General features: G+C 60.2%; 24 protein-coding genes. 10 read left to right on the forward strand and 14 right to left on the reverse strand.

Going from position 1 to position 23,130, the window contains the following annotated elements:
• Positions 1-4: 4 nt before the first annotated feature.
• On the reverse strand, positions 5-712 hold the full coding sequence (locus P8L30_05590; GenBank protein ID MDG2239655.1) for a hypothetical protein: 708 nt from the start codon (positions 710-712) through the stop codon (positions 5-7).
• Positions 713-821: 109 nt separating this feature from the next.
• Between P8L30_05590 and P8L30_05595 the strand changes: the two genes are divergently transcribed.
• Positions 822-1,382 carry a hypothetical protein gene (locus P8L30_05595; GenBank protein ID MDG2239656.1) on the forward strand — a complete coding sequence of 187 codons (561 nt, stop codon included), beginning with the start codon at positions 822-824 and terminating at the stop codon, positions 1,380-1,382.
• Between the two features lie 265 nt (positions 1,383-1,647).
• Here the strand turns inward: P8L30_05595 and P8L30_05600 are convergent, their stop codons facing one another.
• From P8L30_05600 to P8L30_05625, 6 genes are all read right to left on the reverse strand, one after another.
• Positions 1,648-2,436 (reverse strand): phenylacetate-CoA oxygenase subunit PaaI, encoded by a 789-nt coding sequence (locus tag P8L30_05600; GenBank protein ID MDG2239657.1) that lies wholly within the window; start codon positions 2,434-2,436, stop codon positions 1,648-1,650.
• A complete protein-coding gene (locus P8L30_05605; GenBank protein MDG2239658.1) occupies positions 2,433-2,651 on the reverse strand; it encodes a hypothetical protein in 219 nt (72 codons plus the stop codon). Before P8L30_05605 ends, P8L30_05600 begins: the two co-directional genes overlap by 4 nt.
• Positions 2,652-2,682: 31 nt before the next feature.
• A complete protein-coding gene (locus P8L30_05610) occupies positions 2,683-3,108 on the reverse strand; it encodes a metal-sulfur cluster assembly factor (GenBank protein ID MDG2239659.1) in 426 nt (141 codons plus the stop codon).
• Positions 3,105-4,058: a phenylacetate-CoA oxygenase subunit PaaI gene (locus P8L30_05615; protein MDG2239660.1), complete on the reverse strand. Its 954-nt coding sequence runs from the start codon at positions 4,056-4,058 to the stop codon at positions 3,105-3,107. Before P8L30_05615 ends, P8L30_05610 begins: the two co-directional genes overlap by 4 nt.
• Before the next feature lie 119 nt (positions 4,059-4,177).
• The gene (locus tag P8L30_05620) at positions 4,178-4,477 is read right to left on the reverse strand and encodes a metal-sulfur cluster assembly factor (protein MDG2239661.1); all 300 of its coding nucleotides are present in this window, start codon (positions 4,475-4,477) and stop codon (positions 4,178-4,180) included.
• Between the two features lie 47 nt (positions 4,478-4,524).
• Positions 4,525-5,703, reverse strand: coding sequence for a cyclic nucleotide-binding domain-containing protein (locus P8L30_05625; GenBank protein ID MDG2239662.1), 1,179 nt, complete (start codon positions 5,701-5,703; stop codon positions 4,525-4,527).
• Positions 5,704-5,985: 282 nt separating this feature from the next.
• On the opposite strand from P8L30_05625, the gene P8L30_05630 reads away from it, so the two are divergent.
• From P8L30_05630 to P8L30_05655, 6 genes are read left to right on the forward strand one after another with little or no spacing between them, the layout of a single operon-like run.
• Positions 5,986-6,378 (forward strand): hypothetical protein, encoded by a 393-nt coding sequence (locus tag P8L30_05630; protein ID MDG2239663.1) that lies wholly within the window; start codon positions 5,986-5,988, stop codon positions 6,376-6,378.
• Positions 6,379-6,435: 57 nt separating this feature from the next.
• A complete protein-coding gene (locus P8L30_05635) occupies positions 6,436-7,344 on the forward strand; it encodes an MBL fold metallo-hydrolase (protein ID MDG2239664.1) in 909 nt (302 codons plus the stop codon).
• 2 nt (positions 7,345-7,346) lie between these two features.
• Positions 7,347-9,230, forward strand: a complete 1,884-nt coding sequence (locus P8L30_05640) for a caspase family protein (GenBank protein MDG2239665.1) — start codon at positions 7,347-7,349, stop codon at positions 9,228-9,230.
• A 53-nt stretch (positions 9,231-9,283) separates the two neighbouring features.
• A complete protein-coding gene (locus tag P8L30_05645; protein MDG2239666.1) occupies positions 9,284-11,566 on the forward strand; it encodes an adenylate/guanylate cyclase domain-containing protein in 2,283 nt (760 codons plus the stop codon).
• Positions 11,567-11,626: 60 nt separating this feature from the next.
• On the forward strand, positions 11,627-12,550 hold the full coding sequence (locus tag P8L30_05650; protein MDG2239667.1) for a hypothetical protein: 924 nt from the start codon (positions 11,627-11,629) through the stop codon (positions 12,548-12,550).
• Positions 12,547-14,190 carry an HD domain-containing phosphohydrolase gene (locus P8L30_05655; GenBank protein ID MDG2239668.1) on the forward strand — a complete coding sequence of 548 codons (1,644 nt, stop codon included), beginning with the start codon at positions 12,547-12,549 and terminating at the stop codon, positions 14,188-14,190. The genes P8L30_05650 and P8L30_05655 overlap by 4 nt, the downstream gene beginning before the upstream one ends.
• 8 nt (positions 14,191-14,198) lie before the next feature.
• Here the strand turns inward: P8L30_05655 and P8L30_05660 are convergent, their stop codons facing one another.
• Together P8L30_05660 and P8L30_05665 are read right to left on the reverse strand one after the other, a co-directional pair.
• Positions 14,199-15,227: a peptidyl-alpha-hydroxyglycine alpha-amidating lyase family protein gene (locus P8L30_05660; protein MDG2239669.1), complete on the reverse strand. Its 1,029-nt coding sequence runs from the start codon at positions 15,225-15,227 to the stop codon at positions 14,199-14,201.
• 79 nt (positions 15,228-15,306) lie between these two features.
• On the reverse strand, positions 15,307-16,644 hold the full coding sequence (locus tag P8L30_05665; GenBank protein ID MDG2239670.1) for a HupE/UreJ family protein: 1,338 nt from the start codon (positions 16,642-16,644) through the stop codon (positions 15,307-15,309).
• Between the two features lie 143 nt (positions 16,645-16,787).
• Between P8L30_05665 and P8L30_05670 the strand changes: the two genes are divergently transcribed.
• The gene (locus P8L30_05670; protein MDG2239671.1) at positions 16,788-17,972 is read left to right on the forward strand and encodes a hypothetical protein; all 1,185 of its coding nucleotides are present in this window, start codon (positions 16,788-16,790) and stop codon (positions 17,970-17,972) included.
• An 87-nt stretch (positions 17,973-18,059) separates the two neighbouring features.
• Here the strand turns inward: P8L30_05670 and P8L30_05675 are convergent, their stop codons facing one another.
• The 4 genes from P8L30_05675 to P8L30_05690 form a co-directional block, all read right to left on the reverse strand.
• Complete coding sequence (locus tag P8L30_05675) at positions 18,060-18,188, reverse strand: hypothetical protein (GenBank protein ID MDG2239672.1); 129 nt, start codon at positions 18,186-18,188, stop codon at positions 18,060-18,062.
• Positions 18,189-18,309: 121 nt separating this feature from the next.
• Positions 18,310-18,525 carry a hypothetical protein gene (locus P8L30_05680; protein ID MDG2239673.1) on the reverse strand — a complete coding sequence of 72 codons (216 nt, stop codon included), beginning with the start codon at positions 18,523-18,525 and terminating at the stop codon, positions 18,310-18,312.
• Positions 18,526-18,597: 72 nt separating this feature from the next.
• Positions 18,598-18,966, reverse strand: coding sequence for a hypothetical protein (locus P8L30_05685; GenBank protein MDG2239674.1), 369 nt, complete (start codon positions 18,964-18,966; stop codon positions 18,598-18,600).
• Positions 18,967-19,086: 120 nt separating this feature from the next.
• A complete protein-coding gene (locus P8L30_05690; protein ID MDG2239675.1) occupies positions 19,087-20,049 on the reverse strand; it encodes a protein phosphatase 2C domain-containing protein in 963 nt (320 codons plus the stop codon).
• A 233-nt stretch (positions 20,050-20,282) separates the two neighbouring features.
• Here P8L30_05690 and P8L30_05695 point away from each other — a divergent pair, with 233 nt between their 5' ends.
• Positions 20,283-20,927 carry a DUF2911 domain-containing protein gene (locus P8L30_05695; protein MDG2239676.1) on the forward strand — a complete coding sequence of 215 codons (645 nt, stop codon included), beginning with the start codon at positions 20,283-20,285 and terminating at the stop codon, positions 20,925-20,927.
• A gap of 246 nt (positions 20,928-21,173) precedes the next feature.
• Here the strand turns inward: P8L30_05695 and P8L30_05700 are convergent, their stop codons facing one another.
• Complete coding sequence (locus tag P8L30_05700; GenBank protein MDG2239677.1) at positions 21,174-21,965, reverse strand: DUF1080 domain-containing protein; 792 nt, start codon at positions 21,963-21,965, stop codon at positions 21,174-21,176.
• Positions 21,966-22,123: 158 nt separating this feature from the next.
• On the opposite strand from P8L30_05700, the gene P8L30_05705 reads away from it, so the two are divergent.
• Positions 22,124-22,894 carry a hypothetical protein gene (locus P8L30_05705; GenBank protein ID MDG2239678.1) on the forward strand — a complete coding sequence of 257 codons (771 nt, stop codon included), beginning with the start codon at positions 22,124-22,126 and terminating at the stop codon, positions 22,892-22,894.
• Positions 22,895-23,130 lie beyond the last annotated feature (236 nt).

Genomic DNA, 23,130 nt, shown 5'->3' on the forward strand with positions numbered 1-23,130 from the left:
TACCTCAGTTGGATCTTAGTCCCGGCGGCTCACGACTGAACGTGTCGAGGAACCAGCTCCGGTATTCGTCCACCCTACTGGGGTTGGCGCGAGCCCATTCGGTACGCGCACGGGCAAACTCCGCCGGCCGCGCGGTGAAGATGAAGGCATCGAGATAGCCCGCCTCGTTCGCGTACATGAGTTCGTCGAGCGGGCCATACGGCTGAGTGTCGAACACGGTGCGCCCCAACACCCAGGCGTCGGCGGACCGCAGAAGAATGGCGCGTTCCAGGTCGTACTCCACCGCGGCTGGAGCCTCTGGCAGCCACTCTTCTTGGCGCCCCATGTCCACCATCAGGTGCAAGTGTGCATAGATCTCGTGGACGAGGCGTGAGTCCACAGACCGGACATCGACCGGCGTACGTACCGTGTCGCCCTCGATCTCAAGCCGTTCCCAAAGGTAAACCTCACTCGTCGAGGGCTGAGTCTCAACTAGAAAGGAAGGGTCTTGAACAATGTTGTCTTGCTCGTCGATAACCCACTCGTTGACGACCTTCATCCGCTCGTGGTCGACACGCAGCCGGGCACCCGAGTGAATGATGATCGGGCGTGGCTGAGGTAACTCCGGCACGGCGACGGCGCAGGCAGCCAGAACTACCAGTCCCACCAACAGGGCGGCCCTGGTAAGCGAACATACAGCGCTACCGCTGACTTCTCTCGCATGTCGGATCATCTACCTACTCTTCGCACGAATCGAAAACCTTGACACTCTTGAGTCGCAGATCGGAATTGGGGGTACTTCTCGTACGACGCAAGAGGTTGAAGGCAAGTCGAGCACAATTATGGACGAAACTTACGGATTCCACGGCCCCCAAACGATGACTCCAGGCGAGTTGGGTGACAGTCTCGCTACGCTCGTTTGGGAGAGCTTCTCTGATTTCCTTTCCCGGGAAGACGTCGAAACGCCGCTCCCGGATGTGGACACTCTATCTGACGTCGAAGACGCCGCATATGACACAGCGGCCGAAGAAGTGTTGATCTTTTTCATGTGGGCGCATACGAGGGGAGCGCAGCTTGCCTTTCTCGGGCGGGCTCCGGACCAGCGAATTCGGGCCGGACTCGATGCCCTCCACAAGGCGATTTTTGAGGACATGGTGCAGCACGGAACGCCGGCAGTCCAGCTACCTCTGTTCGAGCAGCGCGTGAGCGCCCGGTACGCCGAGTACCACCAGGCCGCTGCAGAGTCCGACGGCCAACTTGGCAACGCGGTGTCGCGGCATTTGGAGGGAGTCGACCCGGACGAGATGAACGACGCCCTTTCGGACGCGATCCGCGAGCGTGCGGTCGCCGTCGCAAACCCGTTGAAGGACTTTCTCGAAGATGTGGAGCTGGTCGAGGCGTAACCCGTCGTCCCGCGGTCAGGAGCGACTCAACCCCGCCACTTCATAATCTCGAAAGGTGAGCCGCAAGGTCGGCACCAGTAGGCACTCACAGATGCGTGAGAACCGCAGGCGTTCATGATCTCCGTGTCATGGCCATCACAAAACGGACACTCTGGGTCGCGCGGCATGTTGTCCGGCATTTCATGGTCACGTGCACTCGAGCCGGACGTCGCACGATCTGCGCCCGTCTTGGGATCGGTGCTGCGGAACGGGGGCTCGATAGACACTACTCGACCAACAGCGCCCGATTACGGTCGCCACGAGCACGCTCGATCGAATCCTGGTCGGGACAGCCCGACCCACGGCCCCTCGAGTCGTCCCAATCAGCAGATGGTTCCGCTGCGTCGATATCGACACCCCCAGCGGCGAGTGTATCCCTCACAGCAGCTTTGAAATCGGCAACGAGGTCCACCGCCGTGGTCGTGACCCCGGCGTCCGCCAGGATCTTCCCTGCGCTGTCCTCGGTACCGAGCCAAGCCAAAGCGACCGGCAGATGCGCCTCAGTGGCCGCTCGTAGAAGCGCCCTTGCTTCGTCGGAAGCCTCCGCGAGCCGGCCGTACCAGGCCTTGCCGAGACTGACGTGGAATTCCTCCTCAGAGAGCATCTTCGGCACGCGGTTCGCTGCGGGTTCGAACGTGCCCGTCGCGAATCCCCGAAGGGCCGCAGACAAGGCTCCGTCTGCGATGACCATCGCAGAGACCAAGGTGGCCCAATCTTCGGCAGGGGCGTCCAAGATGCCGAGATTGCCATATTCCTCGGCTGCTCGGTCATGCTCCGCCACAACCGGATCGTCTCCCAATTGCTTGAGCATCGCGTAGAAGAGCCGGGCGTGACCCCATTCGTCCTGAGTCATGGACGACGTGGCGATACCCGTTTCTAGAGAGGGCGCGCCGAGGATCCAATCCGAGTAACGAATCCCCATCAGACGCTTGGAGTCTGCCAGTCGCAGAATCAGGCGCCTGAGGGCCCCCTTCTGCTCCTCATTCAGGGCCCCCACGTCGACAAAATCGCTCATGTGACCCCTCCTTGGGAAAAAATCCCATCGGTCCTGTTCACCGGAATCACATCCGTTCGTCGCACGACACACATCTCAAACCAGTTCTCTTCCGAGTACGTGGCCCACGCATAGACCTTGGCAGTCTCGTCGTCGAGGGCGTCGATGTAACCGATGTGTGACAGTTGGTCCCCGCGGTTCTTCCGGGCGAAGACGTCGTAGACAATCTCCAACATGATCTCTCTTCTCTGAATCGGCCCGAGCGCCTTAGGCGCCGACCCCGTAGCTCTTGAGTTTACGACGCCCTTCTTCCGTAATCATTTGATTGGTCCACGACGGACTCCAGACTTCTTCAATCTCCACCGTATCGATCCACGCCTCGATCTCGAGTCGGTCCATGATGTCTTCACGAATGAACTCCATGCAGGGGCATGCCGTCGCGGTGAACGTGATCGTAATACGCGCGACTCCAGCTTCGAGATCGACCCCATAGATCAGGCCTAGCTCTACGAGGCTGATCGGAATCTCGGGATCCAGCACCTCGTTCAGTGCGTCCCAAGTAGCTGCCAGCGGATCCGCAGGTGCTTCGGTGAGTGGCCCAGTCCATACGTCACGCCCACCACTCTTGTGTGAGGTGACCGCGAAAGGCAGACCCGCGTCTAACCGGGGACTGATGGGGAGTACTACCGTCACGCGACAGATTTCCCATTCAGCAACCGCTTCACGTCACCGCGTGAACGCTGCACTGATTCGACATAAATCTCGTTCATTGGTCCACGTCCCTTCCACCGTTTGAAGACGGTGTCCCAACTGATCTCGCCTTCCTCGAACATCCACCGCTTTTCTTCCTCGTTGTACTGACACGGGAACGGATAGTCGAGCACGTATTCACCCTTTTCCTCGTCCCAATGAGCAGGCGCGTCGAGACCGAGTTGCTCGCACAGGGGAACGGTGGAAGCCATCCACACCTGCCGAAGCTGATCGTTGGTCAGGCCCTTGAGCTTGTAGTCGAGCTGACCCGAATGCCGCTTCATGTCGTCAGGAAGCCCGAACCACTCGATGGTCATTGGGAACATCCAATCGACACAGCGCTGTACCATCTCCTTCGCCTCGCCGCCCGCCTTCGAAAGACGTCTCATCCACACTTCGCCGTGGCGCAGGTGGAACGTCTCCTCCATCCCGATTTTCACCAGGGCTCTCTTGAGCGGCCCGTAGGAGGTGTTCTCATGAACGTCTGTCAGGAGCGTGATACCCGCACGGTCGAAGAAACCGGTCGCGACAACGAGTTCTGCCCAATTGTCCAACGGCTGATCGAAGCCATAAGGGTGCTTGAATTCGTGAGGCTGCCGCCCGTAGACCAAGTGTTCTTTGGACTCCCCGATGTCCTCGAGCAAGCGGTACGCGATGTTCGCGTGCGCTAGTTCGTCTTGGATGATCGCATGGGCGCTGACCTGAGTGTTGGTAGACGGCGCATACCGTGCCGCCATCCAATACGCCGGGGCGCTCATGAGCTCAGTGTCGGCCTGGACGGTGAGTTGAACTCGGAGTGCCTTGCGGTACCCCTCGGTCATTTCGTCCACAGACTCGACGATGTAACCGTCCTGGACCTTCGCGATCAGTTCTTCTTCGGTGAACTGCGACATACTGCCCCTAGCTTTATGACACTTCCATTCCGGTCAACGACGGAGTGTGATAAGTCTATGAGACTGGGCTGCGCCGGCAAGACGCCGCCAACACGAGTTACCAATCCCAACCGCTCACTTCAGAGCCCGAGCGACGCCCGGATGAGTGGATTGATACGGTCCGGGGTCCAAACAGGTTCGAACGTGAGCTCGACCTCTGCCTCATCGACACCCTCCACCGCTTGGATCGTTGTCTTTACATCCTCAACGATCTGTCCAGCGACGGGACAAAACGGCGACGTCAAAGAGATGGTCGCCTTCACGTTCGCGTCTGTGATGTCGATGTCGTAGATGAGCCCGAGCACGACGAGATCCAAACCCAACTCCGGATCCATCACCTGCTTGAGAGCAGTACGGATGTCCTTTTCCGTAACTGACATGGCGCTTTCCTGGTTAGTCGTAGAAGAGCGCCCGCCCGAGCGGCGCCCTAGTGCTTTCGAACGAAAAGAACTGAAGTCTCGGTACGGTTGTCGCCTTGCGCCTTACGAATCGCCTTGTGGAGAGATGACACCATCTCACCGGAGGGTTTTCCATGAAGTTGCGCCAACAGATCAGCAGCCCCTAGAAAAAGCCCTTGAGATCCATGCGACAGCACGAACGCCGTGTCACCGCCGTTCAAAGCGAAGCTCTGCACGTTGTATTTGAAGCCGCCCATCATTCCGAGCGGAGGCCCTTGGGCACCGAATTGCTCGAAAGTGCCGTCGCGCCGGATGATGCCGCCTGGCACCTTCCCCGCACTGCCCCACTCAAGCCCTTCTTCGCCCACCGCCAGAACCCCCATCTGGACGAATTGGTCCAGGCCATCGATGCTCGCCTTCGAAAGAGCCTCGTTTGCGTGACGGAGTAAGTCGGCCACGGACGTGGACGTGGACGCCACGGCCCGAATCACGGCCCTTGCCGTACCTAGATGATACGCCGCTGGGAATCCGTCCTGAGCAACGTCAATGCTGATCACTGCCTTTCGACCATCCGGCAAGTCGACCCAATCCCAAACCGAACCACCTCGGCCTTGATCTTCGGTCGTCGTGCCGGCGGCGATGTCGTGGCCCGCGAGCTTGGGCGCCGTTCTCGGCAACAAGCCTGCCTGCATAACCCGGCTGATCGCATGAGCGTCCGTGCGGGCGCTCGACGTTTTTTCCTGGGCCTTTTCCTTACTCGCGAAGCGAATGCCTAGCGCGCGCAAGGCCTTGGAAAGCACCTGCATCATGCGGAGCGGCAAAGAGTCCCCGCCCAAGAGGGCCTGGAAGGCATCGCGCGATACCGTTACTAACTGCGTGGTCTCAGAGGCTTTGGCGGTGGCCGAACGCGGCGCGTCATTGAGCAGGGCCATTTCGCCAAAACCCTCGCCCTTTCGGCGGACAGCGAGCCTCTCTTGTGATCCATCGGCGCGGGTCTTCGAAATTTCAATGGCGCCCTGGAACACGATATAAAACGCCTCTCCTGGCGCGCCTTCTTCAAAAAGCGACTCGCCTGCTCCGATGGTCTCACCGCCCACGATCGCAGCGATTCCACGTAGGTCATCGTCGGGGAGGCCTCTGAAGAGATCGACCTGTTGAACTAGATCCAGGACCTCTTCGGTCGACCATCCGTGAGCGTTTTCAGACACGACTCGCCTTTGGGGGCTATTGGAAGGCAATTTCGTTGGTTCGTTGCTTGAAGGCGGTCCAATATAGGAGATGGAGAAGAGCGGTGGAAAGGGCACGGGAAGGCCGCGCATCACAGCTTCTCGCGGGCGACGCGCCTGAGTGGGCAGATTGGGATCAGTGGTCGCAGTTGGACCTTCCCCTGCATCGTCTTCCTCCAAGTCTTCAGCCCCGCCGCTGGCCTGAAGCTGTCCCGAACACTGCGCCGTGCCGCACCATCGGTCCGAGCGCCGGAGTAAGTGATCATGTGGTACTTCGACACCCGTGCCGCTCGGATCTTCGTGCCCGTGGCCCTGGCAATGGTGGTTGTCGTTACGAGTTGCATGGACGGCCCTGCGGCACCGGACGAATTGGCGAACCCTACGTTTGGGCCGGCGTTGGCGTTCGTACCGATGTTCAGCCTGGTGGGCCCCAGGCGGGTACGCTCGTGCGGAGCCAAGAGCAGCAAGCCGCCTTGGGGGAGGCATTCGACCTGGCAAACCGCTTCCGGTTCGTCGTGCTTCGACGAACGAGACCGTGATCGTCAGGATCGTGGCCTGCCCGAAAGCCTGCCGGCGTTGAACCGCGCAAGGCTGATCTGCTTCGGCCGGCTCTCTCTTCCGCAAGAATCCTCGCTATCTGCAACGAACATCGTGTAAATTGAAAATGCGGCGCGGGTTTGCCCGCGTATCCGAAACACAGGGAGACAAGGACCTTTGACCCTCCAACCCGAGGCGGCGCCTTCGGCTGAGCTAGCCGAAGGCTCAGACGACGCAGTCATCGCACGGTGCTGGGGCACCCGTGGCTCGATCCCGAGCCCGGGGCCAGACACCGCCCGATACGGCGGCAACACGACTTCGTTCGAGGTCAGGTCCGGGGATACCCGCCTGATTTTCGACGCCGGGTCGGGGCTTCGTCTATTGGGATTGGAGTTGGTCAAAGACCCAGGGACGCTGTATCACATATTCCTGACGCACTTCCACTGGGATCATATCCAGGGCTTCCCGTTCTTCTTGCCGCTGTATCACCCGGAGATAGAGCTCAAGATCACGGGCCCCAAGCAGAACAACATCGATGTGCGAAGCCTCTTCGCAGGCCAGATGGGACCGATCTATTTCCCGGTCCCCTTCAGGGTGGTCGCTGCGACGATGTCCTTCGCGCATTTGAATGAAGGTGAACTCCAGGTCGGCAGTGCCACGCTCAAGACCATGCGAGTCAAGCACCCCTCGTATGTAATCGGGTACCGGATCGAAGTGGGCAGCAAAGTCATCTGCTTCATCCCTGACAACGAAATCGAAGGCGACATATATGAAGTGGACGACGGCTGGTACGATCGGCTCGTTGAGTTTGTCCGGGACGCGGATCTATTGATCCATGACTCGATGTATACAGATGAGGAGTACCCGACTCGGAAAGGGTGGGGTCACTCGACCTTCAGCCAGTCGTTGAAGCTGGCCGAGGACGGAGGAGTCAAGAAACTCCTCTTTTTTCATCACGATCCCACGCGCTCGGATGACGAGCTCGACGAGATCGTGACCCGCGTCCGCGAAGATGCTCTCGCAAGGGGGAGTGCCGTTGAGATGGAAGCGGCCGCGGAAGGAATCGATATCAAGCTGGAGAAATAGACGTGAGAGGTTTTGCTTCTTTGCTCGTGATGGTGATGATCGTTCCGCTCATGGCTTTTGGCCCTGACGACCGGACTGCCTCCACACGATGGGCTTTTGTGGTCGGCATTTCTGACTACATCAACTTCCCCGACGCCGAAGGCGGCGACCTGCCTGGCGCAGAGCACGACGCGCGCAGCATTCGCGATATGTTGCTCATGAAATACAACGTGCCGGAAGAGAACATTCTCATGCTTCTCAACCAGGAGGCCACCAGAGCCGCCATGGAAGAGGGCATCACGGGATGGCTCGTCGACAACGCACGGCCCGGCGATCAGATCACGATCTTCTTCGCCGGACACGGCTCTCAGATGTGGGATGAAAGTGGCGACGAGGACGACGGGCTGGACGAGACGTTGGCACCCGCGGACGTCGATCCTTCAAGCACGGAGTTCGACATCAGCGACGACGTGTTCAACGACTGGCTCACCATGCTGCCGTCGGACAATGTGATCGTGTTCCTAGACAACTGTAATTCGGGGACTGGTACCCGTGCCGTGACCCCGTTCAGTCGAGGCCGACTCTTGGGTCGCGACATCAACACCATCGACAAGCCGTCCACGGTGTCACGCCGTGCATTGCCGGGCCAAGATGACGAAACTGGCTTCGACGCGGACGGCGCGCGTGTCCTCGAACTGGCCGCAGCCGAGCCGTTCCAGCAGGCTGTAGACGCGTTCTTTCCCGCCGGCGACGGCCAGGAGCCGTTCCACGGCGGGGCGTTCACGACTCACATGGTGCGTGAACTGTGGCGGGCAGATTCGGACGACACATACGAAGACGCATTCCAGAACGCGTACGAAGCACTAAAACGCGCACGCTTCCAGCAAGACCCGCAAATCTCTCAGGACGTCGCCCTGAAGAACTTCCCGATCTTCTTCGTGGAAGACGGCGACGACGGTATCGTCGAAGGAATGATTCCCATCACGAGCACCAGTGGCTCGACAGCCGAACTGGCGGGCGGAATGGTTCTCGGCTTCACTCCGGGGTCAGTACTGGAGACTGAAGATGGGGCCAAGCTTGTCGTAGCGACGATCGGCCAGCGCACCACGACAGTAAACGTGGTGGAAGGCTCTGCGAGCGAGGGAGATCTCGCTCGGCTCGTCGGCTTCCGCTACTCGGATACGCCCCTCCTGGTGAACATCGGTAGCGCAGACTCCGACGCGATCTCTTCGCTGCGGCAAGCTCTCAATGGCGCAGCCGATGTCCGCCTGATCGAAGAGGAGGACGCATTCAGCCACCTCATCCTAAGACGCCTCGGAAACGAGACACGCGTTGTGGGAGCCGACGGATTCGTTCGACACGGGGGCCTTCCGGTCGGTTCCGACGCCGGCGCCCCTGTCGCAGACGCACTTTTACGGGAAGCGGCGGCAAGACGCCTCGCCGACATGGAAAACCCCGGTCAGCAGTACGGAGTGGAGCTCGCGATGACCGAAGGCCGGACATCGTTCGGGCTTGGCGAGACCGTGAGGTTCACCATCAAGTCAGAACGAGCCGGATATGTCACACTGGTCGACCTCGGTACAGACGGAACGGTCGCGATGCTGCTGCCGAATGGCGACCAGCCGTCCATGCGCATCGAAGCGGGTGGAACGCTGGACTACCCGAGCGCTGACAGCGGAGTAGACCTCCAATTTCTCGAGCCGGTCGGGCGTGGCATGGTCCGCGCCTTCGTGACCGACGAGCCGCTCGACATCACGATCGGTTCCGGTGAGACGTACGCATTTGGCGGCTCCGACTTCGCGCAGGTCGTGACGGCTGCGGTGCAGAAGGCAGCCGGCATGAGCGATGGCGCGGTACGCCTCGACTCGTGGGCTACGGCTTCCATCGTGTACGAGATCACGAACTAGGTAATGGCCGAACTAGGCCGATCCAAGATCGGCGACCAGGGCCAGGAACGGCTGTGAAATACCGTCGATTCCTGGCCCTGGCCCTCATCGTCGTTGTGTCCGCAGGCTTGGCGACGCTGTCGGAAACCTTCGGCGGCCTAACTGGCGTGGAGCAGCTAGAGAATCGGCTTCTCGACGCACGCCAACGGACGACTGAGGAGTCCTTCCAATCTGGGGTGGGTGAACGGGCGTCGGACAGCGACGTCGTCATGGTGTTGTTCGACGACTACACGGTCATGGACGAATTCGATGGCTGGGCATGGTACTCGCCGGCCTCGCGCGCCCACATCGCCGAGGTCATCGACGCCCTCGCGGGGGCGGGTGCACGCACCATCGGACTCGATGTCTTTCTAGACAAGCTCTACCACCCACGGCTGAAAGCGATTGAAGATGGTGACGGCCTGCTGCAAGCTGCAATCGAGCGTGCGGGCAACGTCGTACTCGTCACCCCAATCCAGGTCACGGACTCTGGGCCAGTATCGTTCCCCCCACACCCCTACTTCGCCGACGTAGCCGCGGATATCGGGACGGCTGAATTCCCGACCGCGTTCGAGACGTTCCGCTCCGGCACTCTCGCCGCTCGGTCTGCAGGCACGCTGGAGCCGTCGTTCGCGCTCGCGATGTACGGCCACTACAAGGGCTTCGACGTCGACTCACTCTTGCTGGAAACGCGCAAGTTGGGACGGGTCCCGATTCCCGGGATGCCGGACAACGTAGGGAGGGTTCCGGGAGATTGGTTTGAAGAAAATGCTGCCTCAGAAAGCAACGTAATCCCCTTCATGATCCGTTATGTCGGGCCGCCATCGAGCTCAGTAGAGGGTGGTCCGCCGGGCACGTTCCAAACGTTCGGATCGTTCTTCGTGCCACTCACCGCAGCCTTCCTGCCGGAGGCGTTCGAGGACAAAGTCGTCCTGATCGGGACCGGTTGGCACGATGAAGACAAGTTCCGGACGCCGTTTTACGGTTTCGAATACTCCCCTCTGCCAGATACGACAGCGACCGTAGCCCAGGGATCAGCGGCAGTCACCGCAACTGAACAATACAGCTGGATGTACGGTGTTGAGATCCATGCCAATTCAGTGCAAAACATGTTGGACGGGGAGTACGTGACGCCGCTCAGTGACACGAAGGAAATCTTCCTTCTTTTGTTCGCTGCCCTGCTCACCGGTGGCATCACATTCTGGCTGGGGCCCGGGTGGGGCGGCGCAACGACGATCTGCGCAGTCCTAGGTCTGATGATCTACGCGTTCTGGGCTTGGACCGGGAGCGCATATGGACCCGGAGTCACCTACTTCTCTCTTGGAGAGCGATTCACCTGGGTCCCGATCGTTCTCCCTGCTCTGTCGGCCATCTTCTCCTATGTCAACTCGTCCGCTTACGTGGCGGTTATTGAGGGGAAAGAGAGGCGCTTCATTCAGGGCGCATTCGGTAAATACGTTTCGCCAGACGTCGTCGCGGACCTGGCAAACAACCCAGGGCAGCTTCAACTCGGCGGTCAAAAACGAGACCTGTCGATTCTGTTTTCAGATCTCGCCGGATTCACGACGCTCTCCGAACGGATGGACCCCGCCGACCTCCTGGCACATCTCAACGAGTATCTCACTGAGATGACCCAAGTCGTCATGGACGAAGAAGGCACGCTCGACAAATACATCGGTGACGCCATCATGGCGTTCTGGAACGCCCCGCGTGATGTGCCGGACCATGCAAACAAAGCGCTTCGGACGATGATCCTGTCTCAGCGAAAAATGGGCGAACTCAATCGACGCTGGGCTGCGAACGACCCCGACCACGAAGATCTGGTTGTCAGAATCGGTGTGAACACCGGTGAGGTCGTCGTTGGCAACGTGGGCGGTGAGAACCGATTCGATTATTCCGCAATCGGGGATGCAGTGAACCTGGCTGCCCGGCTGGAGCCCGCGAACAAGTCGTATGACACATTGAATATGTGCTCACAATTCACGCTGGATGCCGCTGACACCAACGCTTTTCGCATTCGCGAGCTCGACCTGATCGCGGTGAAGGGCAAGAAAAAGCCGGTTCAGGTGTATGAAGTGCTGGAGTTGACCGGAGTGGCCCTCCCAGACGCGAAAGAGAAAGCAGTTGCGGCGTACGACCTTGGGATGACAGCGTACAAGAAGCACGATTGGACCTCGGCCCGAGACCAGTTCCTAGCCGGACTCGCGGCATGCCCTGACGATGGTCCGTGTCGGGTGTACGCGGAGAGGTGTGCTGCACACCTTGAAGATCCGCCGCCGCCCGATTGGGATTTCGTGGTGCGACGGACGACAAAGTAGAAGATTAGATAGATAGGGGACCAGCCCTCGGCTGACCCGTTAAAAGAAGTGGAGAGGAAAATGCGGAAGTTCCTACACATGCTCGTCGGTATCTCCCTCGTGGCCGCTGCACCTTTGGCTGCTCAAGACTCTCCGGCGGCGTTGATCATTCGCGTCCAAGGGGATGTTCAGATACGTCAGGGAGGCGCAGCTCCTGGACCGGCGACAGCCGGTGCTCGGCTGTCGGTTGGCGACGAAGTTCTTCCCGGCACCGGCGCTCGTGCGACGCTCATCGTGCCATCAGGCGCCACTCAACAGATCACGGAAGCGACCACCGTCAGGGCTCCTCAGGGAGGCACGACGGGTGACCTGTTCCAGCGCGCCATGGCTACGCTCGCTCAGGCCGCTTCCACGGACGCGACCGCTGGAGGGCGTCAGGGCATGATCCGGCCGATTCCTGGACAAACCGCGCTCGTCCTTCCGCGAAACGGACTGACCATCAACTCAGACCGGCCGACTTTTGTGTGGACCGCCAGTGAGGGCCAGATCTACGAACTGATGCTCAGGAAGGTCGACGGCGGACGCCCTGAGATTTTTGAAATTGGCACAGACACGACCTGGACATATCCCGACGATCTCGAACCGCTCGAGTTCGGCGCAACGTATTCATGGACGATTTTTGTAGGGGGAAGAAGGGGTGGCCGACCGCTGCCCCAGCAGGAATTCCGTGTCATCGACATCGTCGCATTCGCCGAACTGACCTCGTTTATGGACGAGATCCAACTCCTGGGTCTCGACCCGATGGACGACGGGCTCTTCCTGACAGTGGTCGCACTCCGTGACCTAGAACTGTTCTACGACGCCGATCAGGCCATGAATGACCTCGAGGGCCAAGGTGGCATGAGTGGCGACCTCTACATGCTGCGTGGTGAGATCCTCAACACGTTGGGCCGCGAGGCCGATGCACGTGTTGCGTTCGACAAGGCTGACGCAATAATGCGATGAGTGACAACAACGGGAACGACATATCGCTTCAGCAGGAGCTGGAACGAACCCGAGAGGAGTTGACTCAGGCGCGGTCCGCACTCCGCGAGTTGAACAAGATCGGGATGGCACTCATGAGCGAGCGCGATCCCGATCGGCTCTTGGGGCTGATTCTGACCCAGGCTCGCACTCTGACCGGGTCAGACGCTGGCAGCCTCTACCTCGTCGAGGAAGACGCCTATGGAAAGGACGTACTCCACTTCCTCCGGAGCCAGAACGACACACTACCGGAGTTGTCGACGCCCAATTTCACGCTTCCACTCGACGACCGCAGTATCGCCGGCTATGCGGCCCTAACAGCCGAGCCCCTCCTGATCGACGACGTGTATGAGATCCCCGCCCACACGCCGTACGGCTTCAACAAGGGATTCGACGAGGCGAATGGATACCGTGCCAAGTCGATGCTCACCGTCCCGATGGTCGATCACAAAGACCGTACGGTAGGTGTGCTCCAACTCATCAATCGCAAGACCGAGCCGAGCGCGGAGATCCGTACGGACGAGGACGCGGACAAGTGGGTCCTGCCCTACTCCGAGCGAGAAGTGAACATCGTGTCGTCGCTAGCAGGGCAGGCAGCCGTCTCGATCGAAAACGGCCAGCTATACCAGGACATCGAAAACCTCCTGGAAGGCTTCATCAAGGCGAGTGTCACCGCGATCGACCGAAGAGACCCCGCGACATCCGGGCACTCCGTTCGAGTCACGGAGCTCACATGCGATACCGCCGAAGTCATCAATCAACAGACGGAGGGGCCGTTCGCCGACGCCAGCTTCACTGCCGAGGAGATGAAACAGCTGCGTTATGCCGGACTGTTGCACGACTTCGGTAAAATCGGGGTGCGAGAGGCGACCCTCGTGAAGGAGATGAAGTTGCCTCCCCAGATGGAAGCACGCGTCGAGAGTCGCTTCGGCCTCATCAAGAAGACTCTGGAAGCCGACGCAGCGAACGCGAAGGCCTTGACGCTGCAGGCCGCCACGGGCCCAACGAGTGCCGGGGACGAGCTACCCGAGATCGAGGCGAAGCTGCAGGAAGATCTCGAGACACTCCGCCAGTACCGCGAGGCCGTCGAGCAAGCCAACATCCCACGGGTTCTCGACGAAGACGCAGCGGGAATCCTCAAGGACATCGCGAAGCGCAAATTCGTTGATCCGGATGGAAACGAGCAGACGTATATCACCGCGGACGAGCTCCACTTCCTCTCTATCAAACGTGGCACGCTCGATGAAGCGGAGAGGAAAGAAATCGAGTCCCACGTGGTGCACTCGTACGACTTCCTACTCAACATCCCGTGGACGGACGAACTGTCACGAATCGCTGAGATCGTTCGCGGCCACCATGAGAAATTGAACGGAAAGGGATACCCCGACGGCGTAACCAAAGAGGCCCTGTCGCTCGAAACCCGCATCATGACCGTGTGCGATATTTTCGACGCCCTGACCGCGTCCGATAGGCCTTACAAGAAAGCAATGCCCGTCGAGAAGGCACTCCAGATTCTCCGATGGGAAGCCGAGGAGGGCGGCTTGGAGTCAAACATCGTCGAGCTCTTCGCAGAACATCAGATCTACAAGAAGGTCCTCGAAAAGGACTGGCGCGAGTTCTAGACCCGCTACTACCGGCGGATGTACTTCCTCAGCATGCGCGGCCCGACTTCGGCTCCATACACGTTCCCCATGGCATCGACGGCGACGCCCTCCGCCCCGCTCGTACCGGAGTTATCTTGGTCCGGCTCGGGATCGGGGATGAAGGCCGTCACCCACCCGGTCTTCGCGTCGCCAATATAGATGCCGCGCTTCCATCCCGGATTCCGCCGCATGTTGGACTCGGAGTCTGCAGCGTAGAGCACGTCGTCCTTGATGAAGATGCCGCTCAATCTGCTGAACTGCGTCCAGGTCGCGAGGTGCGCGCCTTCCTGGTCGAAGATCTGGATCCGGTTGTTGTAGCGATCCGCAACGAACAACCTGCCGTCTGAATCCATAGCAAGGCCGTGCGGTTCGTCGAACTCACCGGTGCCTCCCCCCGTTGTGCCCCACTCCAGGAGGAAGTTGCCCTCCGCATCGAACTTCATGATGCGATTGTTGGCCTCGCCGCGACCTCGATGCCCGTCCGCCACGAAGATGCTCCCGTCCGACGCGACATAGACATCGTTCGGTCTGGTGAAACGCTGCCGGTCCGTCCCGGCCACGCCGTCCTCACCAAGTGTCATGAGCAACTCACCTTCCGCGCTGAACTTGAGCACGACGTGCCCGCGCCCTTCCGGCGTCTCACCGAAGCCCACGGCGTCCGCAATCCAAACGTTGCCCTCGGTGTCGACGTGCATCCCGTGGGGCCACACTACCTGACCCGCCCCGAAGCTGGCTAGAAGGTTGCCGTCGAGGTCATAGCGGAGAATCGGATCGACGTCCGAGTCCTCGCACGAATTCGCGCCGCACCGGTCGGCCACCCAGATGGACATTCCATCGGGAGCCGGATAGACGGCGCTCGTCGAGCCCCATGTACGCCCATCAGGGAGTTCAGCCCAAACTCCCTCGACAGTTTCATAGGGGTTTGGAGCCGTCATTTGGGCTGTCAGGCCCTCAGCTGCGGGGACTGCAAGCATCAGTGAGGCGACAGCCGCACCAAGACGAAGCGAACGGGTCATGCCAATACCTCCAACGGAGTGTTCAACGTGCATGATCAAGGGCAATAGAGTGGGGACGCAGCCGTATCCGCGCCAGGAATCAGGGGGTGCCTACCCGACGCCGGTCGACCCAAGCGTAGCCGAGTCGCATGATCCAGGCCGCCCCAAACACGATCAGTCCGAGCATCATCCAACGGAGTGCTGCCGCAGCAAACACAGCGTCTAGGGCTGGCGCGCGGAAGGTGAAGCGTAAGAGCCCGCTCCCCCTCTCGAGCATCCAGTGCCACCCGGTGTGAGCAAGGACTGCTGACAGCACCATGATCCCCGCAACCTCCGGGAGGACTTTGCGGAAGAGAAGCCCAAGCAAGGGTACTGTAACCGCCAAGACAAAAAGCTGACCGAGTTCGACCCCCACGTTGAAGGAGAGCAACGACGTGATCAGATGTGTCCCCGCGAATTGCAGTGATTCAGACAGCGCGAAAGAAAATCCGAAGCCGTGCACGAGCCCGAAGCCGAACGCGATCATCCATCGCCTGGCGAGCTTGGCCCCAAGGATGTTCTCGAACGCCATGAAGACGATCGACAGAGCGATTAGCGTCTCGATTAGCGGCGGAAACCAGAGAGCGTCGGGGGCCAATCCAAGCGCCGAAGCGATGAGCGTTATGGAGTGGGCCACAGTGAACGCTGTGACGATCGGCACGAGGCTCCAGAAGCTCCTGAATGGCACCACCAGACAGAAGAGGAACAGGAGGTGGTCAATGCCATCCAGGATGTGGCTGAAGCCCAGAGAGACGAACCGCAACGCCGCCTGATGCCACCGTGGATCGAGCCGGACGACCCCGGGATCTCCGGAGTACTGGAACGCCCTCTCGGCCCCTCCCGGGGGCAAGAATCGGAGCACCGTCACGGTCCGAAGTCCCAAGTGTGCCATTCGGGCATCGATCGAAAAGTCGGATGACTCGGAGGCAATGGGTACTTCGAAGAGCACGTCCAGCATGGCTTGGCCAGGAGGCAGCTCTACGTCGTTCGTGAGCCTGGGCGCAGCCATATGCTCCAATGCAACATCGTAGCTGGAGAAAGAACGATCACTCGGCGCCGATATACGGGCAGCAACGAACTCGACCTCTTGCAGGGCAATGCCATTTTCTTGGAAGCCGACGTACTCCCCGATCCACTGCATCGCCGCATCTCGAATCAACTGATCTACCTGGTCAATTTGCAGGTACCCTGGGCCCTCCACGGGGAACTCATAGTCCCGCATCGCAGCCAAGGGAGCTCGCACCAGGAAGCGGAGCATGGAGCCCTCAGGCTTCACGAACGCTTGGACTGTGACATCCGCGGGGATCTCGTGGGCTTCCGGCCACGAGGGCACCAAGAGCACGAGCGCAACGACGATCGCCGCGATGCGCCGCGATCGCGTGGTATCAGGAATACTCATGCGAACATGGTGAGTGTCGAAGGGATCTTCGGCTAGCCCCACGTGTCGGCGTCCTCACCCCGATTGCAGGAAGTCGGCACGGTGCGTAGCCTATCCACGCACTCATACAATCTGTCCTGCTGTTCGCTCATTGGAGAAGGATGATGCAGAAGCGCAATCTGCTACTCGGCCTCGTCTTGGTTACCGTCATTGTGGGTCTCGGATTCGCATCGAGCGCCCTCGACGACTACGCCGACGTCGCCTCCGCGGACCGAGTCGATGCCCCGATGTTCGAGGTCGATCCGTTCTGGCCGAAACCGCTGCCCAACCATTGGATTCTTGGGTCCGTGGTCGGTGTCGGGATCGACTCCCAGGACAACGTCTACATCATCCACCGGCAGGCGCCTCTCAATGAACGGACTGAGATCGGCGCTGCAACGGACCCGCCAACCGGCGAGTGCTGCCTGCCAGCTCCCTACGTGCTGGTCTTCGATCCAGTCGGAAACCTCATCGATTCCTGGGGCGGGGCGGGTGAGGGATATACGTGGCCCGCATCGAACCACGGGATCAGCATCGACCCGATGGACAACGTGTGGATCGGTGGAAACGGGGCAGGGGACGGACACATCCTCAAGTTCACGAAGGATGGGCGTTTCCTCGCCGAGTACGGGATCCCAGGAACGGACCTCGATAGCAACTCGATGGAGCACTTCGGTCGACCCGCCAAGATCGCGTTCGACGCCGAGGCCAGCGAGATCTACGTCGCCGATGGCTACCGCAACAAGCGCGTCGCGGTGCTGGATATGGAGACCGGTGCTATCAAGCGTATGTGGGGGGCGTACGGCAATGTGCCGAGCGACGAAGACATGGGCCGCTACGACCCGAACGCTCCACTCATCACTCAGTTCCGCAGCCCCGTACACTGCGCCGAGCCGACGAACGATGGCTTGGTCTATGTCTGCGACCGCCCGAACGACCGACTCCAGGTCTTCAGGAAGGACGGCACCTACGTGACGGAACGGCAGATCGCACCACTTACGCTTGGCGACGGATCCACCTGGGACATCGCGTTCTCGCGGGACGCCGCTCAGAAGTACATGTATCTGGCCGACGGCAAGAACATGAAGGTCTACATCATGGATCGTGAGTCGCTTGAGGTTCTCACGAGCTTCGGCGATGGCGGCCGGCAACCCGGACTCTTCTTCGCGGTCCATTCAATCGCGACGGACTCGGAGGGCAACATCTACACGACCGAGACCTACGAAGGGAAGCGCGTCCAGAAATTCCTGTACCAGGGTATCGGTGCGGTGACGGCGGAGAATCAAGGCGCGCCTTGGCCCGGCCGCTGATCGACTGAGGCCGCACGGCCATTCTGACTGAAAAGCGGCCCCACCCTCAACCGGGTGGGGCCGCTTCTATTCCAGCTCAGTGGGTCGTTACCGAATCGTCAGTCCGAAGCCCATTTCGAGATCCTCATGGCGGGCGTCACGCTGAAGCACGCCTTCCGCGGGGACGAGGTCGTATGTCCCGGCATTGTAGTTCACAATAACGGCCGGGGTGGCCACGCTTCCATACACTCGCGTCAATACCGATAGCGAGTCCGTACCCGAGACGTTTCCCGAGGCTGAGATGCCCGGTGCACGAGTCCGTGTTTTCCGGACTCGTGCAGTGAGCACACGCGTCGCGTCACTGACCGAATCCAGCTCCGACCGTCAAGAAGAAAGGGATCGGGGCGAAATTCTCAACGACAAGGTTCGCGAGCGAGTCCACCACGTTCACATTACCCTGACCCTTCGCGGCACGAGGAACACTCAGGAGCGACGCGACGACGAACAACCAGACAGTGCGACCGACCAAGAAGGCTACACCGAGGGACGTGTTGGGATTGGTGAGAGGAGCCACGTGTTGTTATCCAAGCCACAAGGGAGCTCACCCGTGTAGCTTCGGCTCCATGACCTTCAGACTTGAGGCTCGTTAGCCCCTGATTCTCTGTCGGATGCCCGTCTTACGGGCCTCAGCGTCATCCAGGGCCGACTGGAGCGCCGGCGTCACTGGCGACACGCCCACGGCGGCGGCGATGAACTCGTCGTAGGCTCTTATGGCCGCAGCTCCCGCTCCGACTCTGGCCGCAACGGCTTCGGTCCGATCGAAATCACCCTCATTGCACATTCCCTCATAGTAGAACTTGAGGGCATTGATCATTGGGCGATCACCCGGAGGCATCCTGTTCACCTCTCGACTCAGGATGGCCAACGTGCCTCTTCCCTCGTCGGCACGACCAACAGCACACTGGGCCTCGGCGCCACGTAGGTACGCGTGATGCCCTGGCTCCGGGAACGTCATTGCTTCCTCCAACGCCTCGAGAGCGCCGCCCATTTCACCGCGGTTCAAAGGAAAGAAAGAGGCCCCACTGCTCGTAGCAGTGGGGCCTCTTTCTTATTGCATTCAGGTCTGAGCGTCTGATCAGCGACCTAGGACCCAATACAGCGCGACGGTGATGATCACCACACCAATCCCGAGGATCAGGCCCATGGGGGGTCCCGCGGCCTGGACTGCCACTGGCGCAGCGGCTGCCGGCGTCGCCGCCTCGGCTTCGGGAGCCGGTGACTCGGGAGCGATCGGAGCCGCCGGAGCTGCTCCTGCCTCATCGGCACCGTCATCTGCAGACGGCGGCACAAACTCGATAGGCATCGTACCCATCTGACGTTCGCGGGTCACCTCACCCCATTCCGCGATGGCCACAGAGATGTTGTCGTCGCTGCCGTCCTCGAAGGCCGTCGCGACCATGCTCTGAGCCGCACCCCGCGGACCACCTGACAATCCGAACAAGGATCGAATGCGATCGTTGTTCATCACCTTGTAGAGGCCGTCCGAACAAAGGAAGAGGGCCGTACCATCCTCCACCGGGAACGGGCCGAAGGTGTCGACCTGCACCTCTTCATCGATTCCGATCGAACGCGTGAGTGCGTCCTTGAACTTCGAAGTGAGCGCCTCTTCTTCGGACTGTCCCCGCTTCATCGCTTCCGCAACGAACGAATGGTCCTCGCTGAGTTGCTGAATACCGTCGCCGGTCATCAAATAACAACGACTGTCGCCCACGTTGGCGACGTGGAACTCACCCCCGTTGACGAGGGCCGCGACGAGCGTTGTTCCCATGCCCTGTTTGCCGGGCTCACGAGATTTCGTGTGCACGGCAGAGTTGGCGAAGGTGAACGCGCTGGAGAGTGACTGCCCGGCTTCGATCGCATCGACAAGTGTTTCCATGGCAAGCGCGCTGGCAACATCACCAGCCGCATGGCCACCCATGCCGTCTGCTACGGCGACGAGCGTACGCCCGTCGTCCAGCGACTTGGCAAAAACGTTGTCTTCCTGATACGGCCTTTGGCCGGCGATCGACTCCGTGGCGAGCCGGGGCTGATTCGCCAACTTGCTAACCTCGAAAAAGGTTTCTGGATTATGGCAGAAATAGAGGTCAGCGAGCCGCAGAGCAAGCAGAACGCGGGAGCTAAGTCTCAGGCTTTACGGTTGCGCAGACTGGATATCGCGACATTATCCGGGCACCGAAAGACAATAGATTGGCGAGGCATGAACGACGGCGTGGAAGTGGATGTGTGGGGCCGCCGGCAATCTTGCCTCAAACCAAAAGGAAGACACTACGAATGCGCTGGAATAAAACCCTCCCCACCCTCACGGGTGTTGTCCTACTCGCCGCAGCGTGCGCCGGAGAAGCGACAGACGAAATGTCGATGGAAGAAGAAATGGCAGCCGCTCCGGCTATCGAAGTCGCCGCTGGGGAGTGTTATCTCCAAGGCGCAACGTTCGAGGAAGCCACGACCGCCCGCCCGAGTCCACTCAATGAGACGGAATTCGCATACCAGGGTGGCTCAGCCAAGCTCTGCTACGGGGCCCCTTCCGCTAACGAGCGAGAAGTGATGGGGACGCTGGTTCCCTATGGGGACCTATGGCGTGCCGGAGCCAACGAGCCGACGGCTCTTCACCTTACGGGTCCTGCCTCCGTCGGCGGTGTCTCTCTCGAGGCCGGGAGCTATGCGATCTACGCGGCGCCGGGCGCCGACGAATGGGAGTTCTTCATCAACTCGAACTTCGAGCGCTGGGGCATCCCCATCAGTGACGAGGTCCGTGCGACTGAACTCGGCTCCTTCACCGCGGCGACGATCGCGATTGACGAAAGGGTCGAGACGCTCCGCTATAGCTTTGACGGCGACGCGGACAACACAATGGGCGACATCGTGCTCGAGTGGGAGAACACGCAGGTGAGATTTCACGTACATCCCGCGGGCTGACCACGCCGCTCAGTTCATGACACAAAGCCCTCGAGGTGCCTTCGCACTTCGGGGGTTTTGTTCATGTGGGGCCCGGAAGCGCGAGCGGCAGTGTGAAACTAAACGTCGAGCCGGACGTTGACCCGACCGACCATGAAGACAAAAACCACCGCACACCCCTTAGCACCCGCAATCCAAATTGGTTCGGTCGAGCACGCAGGCGCTTAGCCTCCGGGAACCGCTCCACTGAACGCCGCTTGATGGAGGCTAGTTACTGAGACGCCTCAGGGCGACGCGCCTGAATTGGATGGGATGACTCTCGCTCTGCAACGCGATGAACCCGGAGGTGAGAGCACGACCATCTTCCTTCTCGGAGGGGTCGAATCCATCCACAACTCCGCCCCCAATCACCGGAACACCGTAGGCCAAGACCGTGTCCCCATCGATCACATGAACGATGGAGGAACCACCACGGACAATCAAATCAGCCGTGACCCATTGTTCTCCATGAAAGGTCGGAGCCTGCGCCGTGATGCAATGGGCCTCCACCAACTCTCCGGCAATTTCCACATGGGTGCCGGGAGTGCACAGGTTGGATGTCGGGCGGTCTTCCACCCCATTGCCGCCCAAGAATTGAGCTTCGAGTGAGATCGGAAAATCCTGATCGCGAAGCATGGATCCGGGGCTTTGGGCGTGGAACATCACGCCGCTGTTTCTCAGTGCCCATCCCGGCCCACCCTGCACCTGTTCGCCGACGAAACGGTACTCGACCCGGAGTTCGTAGTCCGAAAACGGCTCTTCGAAGAAGAGGTGCCCAAAACGGCCATCGAAGCTGCCATACTGTTCGTAGCCGACGGTCAGAAGTCCATCCTCGACCCGGAAGGTGCCCCATGGATCGTCCCCGGTCTCGGCGCCTGCGATCTTCACGATCCACCGGTCCAGGGTGGCGCCGTCAAAGAGTTCAACCCATGCGGGCTCCGGCGCTCCAGTGTCCTCAGACGCTGCCGAACATCCGGACAATAACAGAGCCAGAATGACAGAAAAGAGGCGACGTGACATCAGAGCTCCGTGTCTCGAGGAGGGTGCGAACAGGGCACAGTAGAGCACACCTCGGCGGGCCGCCATCCATTCTTAGCACAGATGACCTGACCATTGTCATGGTATGTGGACTCCGAATACACTTCGGATATTCACATACCGCCTCTACGAGAAGACCTGTGGAATCACGTCGCACAACACTCCTAGCTTTCGCCACGCTCATCCTGGGAGTCGCAGCTCATACCTCGCCTGTCTCGGCACAGTACACGACTACCGCCGACACGACGCTGAGGGTTCGGGCTCACAGCATTGAATACGTCGGCGTGCTCCAAATCGTCGGTGAAGTGGGTGGACGAGAGCAGTATCGCGTCGGTCCCGACACGATCGGGTTGTCGATCGACGTACGTGAAGCGGGGGACGCTTTCGAAGCTGAGTACGGACTCGATCTGGGCGAAGGCGAGCCCGCAGTCGGGTCCGTGACCCTCTCGGAGCTCGGGATCGATAAGAACGATTGGCGACCCGCCCTCGAAGGCCTCACACTGATTTCCTTCTTCCCCCTACCCGAAGCGGAAGTCAGAGAAAGAGACGAGTGGGCGGAGTTGGTCACCTACCGGATTGCGGAGATCGATCTCGACTTCGCAGAAGCCACTCTGTTCAAGGTCCAATCAATCGAGGACAACTTGATCACCGTCACGTTCTCAACAGAAGGTGGCGGCAGCACGACGATCGACCGACCCATGCTCGGGCCAGATGCCAGGATGGAAATCACTCGGGAGAGCGCACGGGAAGGATCCTTCGTGTTCGACTTCGACTTGGGGTACGTCGTGCATTCTGAGCGCATCGAAAAGACCACGACGCTCTCGATGATCCATGTCGGAGGGAGCAGCCAGCCCGGATCGACCGAAATTCAGACGCTGACCTTGGAACTTTCGACGGCTGGCAACCACTAGCCAGTCCTCTCAGGTATCAACGCGGATGTGCCAATCATCGGGGCGGCGCACACTATGCCTCAGCCGGTACGTCCCACCGGATTGCTGGCCGCCGTCGAGCAGCTGATGGTCGTCCACTAGGAACACTGAGAAGGACCCCCTCAGAGACCCCGCGCATTCCTTTGATGCCCGGCAACTCCTGGCCCGAGAAGTGCGGGTGAATGCAGAACTGCCCCGCCCAATAGGGCGGGGCAGTT

It is taken from the genome of Longimicrobiales bacterium (assembly GCA_029245345.1).
In the GTDB taxonomy this organism is placed as follows: Bacteria; Gemmatimonadota; Gemmatimonadetes; order Longimicrobiales; family Gaopeijiaceae; genus CALFPJ01.

What these genes read in the sequence shown, in the direction of transcription:
- P8L30_05700 (MDG2239677.1), bottom strand. Translation starts at nt 21,965, where the DNA reads ATGTCACGTCGCCTCTTTTCTGTCATTCTGGCTCTGTTATTGTCCGGA.
- P8L30_05620 (MDG2239661.1), bottom strand. Translation starts at nt 4,477, where the DNA reads ATGTCAGTTACGGAAAAGGACATCCGTACTGCTCTCAAGCAGGTGATG.
- P8L30_05650 (MDG2239667.1), top strand. Translation starts at nt 11,627, where the DNA reads ATGCGGAAGTTCCTACACATGCTCGTCGGTATCTCCCTCGTGGCCGCT.
- P8L30_05670 (MDG2239671.1), top strand. Translation starts at nt 16,788, where the DNA reads ATGCAGAAGCGCAATCTGCTACTCGGCCTCGTCTTGGTTACCGTCATT.
- P8L30_05695 (MDG2239676.1), top strand. Translation starts at nt 20,283, where the DNA reads ATGCGCTGGAATAAAACCCTCCCCACCCTCACGGGTGTTGTCCTACTC.
- P8L30_05630 (MDG2239663.1), top strand. Translation starts at nt 5,986, where the DNA reads ATGTGGTACTTCGACACCCGTGCCGCTCGGATCTTCGTGCCCGTGGCC.
- P8L30_05595 (MDG2239656.1), top strand. Translation starts at nt 822, where the DNA reads ATGGACGAAACTTACGGATTCCACGGCCCCCAAACGATGACTCCAGGC.
- P8L30_05590 (MDG2239655.1), bottom strand. Translation starts at nt 712, where the DNA reads ATGATCCGACATGCGAGAGAAGTCAGCGGTAGCGCTGTATGTTCGCTT.
- P8L30_05655 (MDG2239668.1), top strand. Translation starts at nt 12,547, where the DNA reads ATGAGTGACAACAACGGGAACGACATATCGCTTCAGCAGGAGCTGGAA.
- P8L30_05600 (MDG2239657.1), bottom strand. Translation starts at nt 2,436, where the DNA reads ATGAGCGATTTTGTCGACGTGGGGGCCCTGAATGAGGAGCAGAAGGGG.
- P8L30_05665 (MDG2239670.1), bottom strand. Translation starts at nt 16,644, where the DNA reads ATGAGTATTCCTGATACCACGCGATCGCGGCGCATCGCGGCGATCGTC.
- P8L30_05615 (MDG2239660.1), bottom strand. Translation starts at nt 4,058, where the DNA reads ATGTCGCAGTTCACCGAAGAAGAACTGATCGCGAAGGTCCAGGACGGT.
- P8L30_05660 (MDG2239669.1), bottom strand. Translation starts at nt 15,227, where the DNA reads ATGACCCGTTCGCTTCGTCTTGGTGCGGCTGTCGCCTCACTGATGCTT.
- P8L30_05685 (MDG2239674.1), bottom strand. Translation starts at nt 18,966, where the DNA reads ATGACGTTCCCGGAGCCAGGGCATCACGCGTACCTACGTGGCGCCGAG.
- P8L30_05605 (MDG2239658.1), bottom strand. Translation starts at nt 2,651, where the DNA reads ATGTTGGAGATTGTCTACGACGTCTTCGCCCGGAAGAACCGCGGGGAC.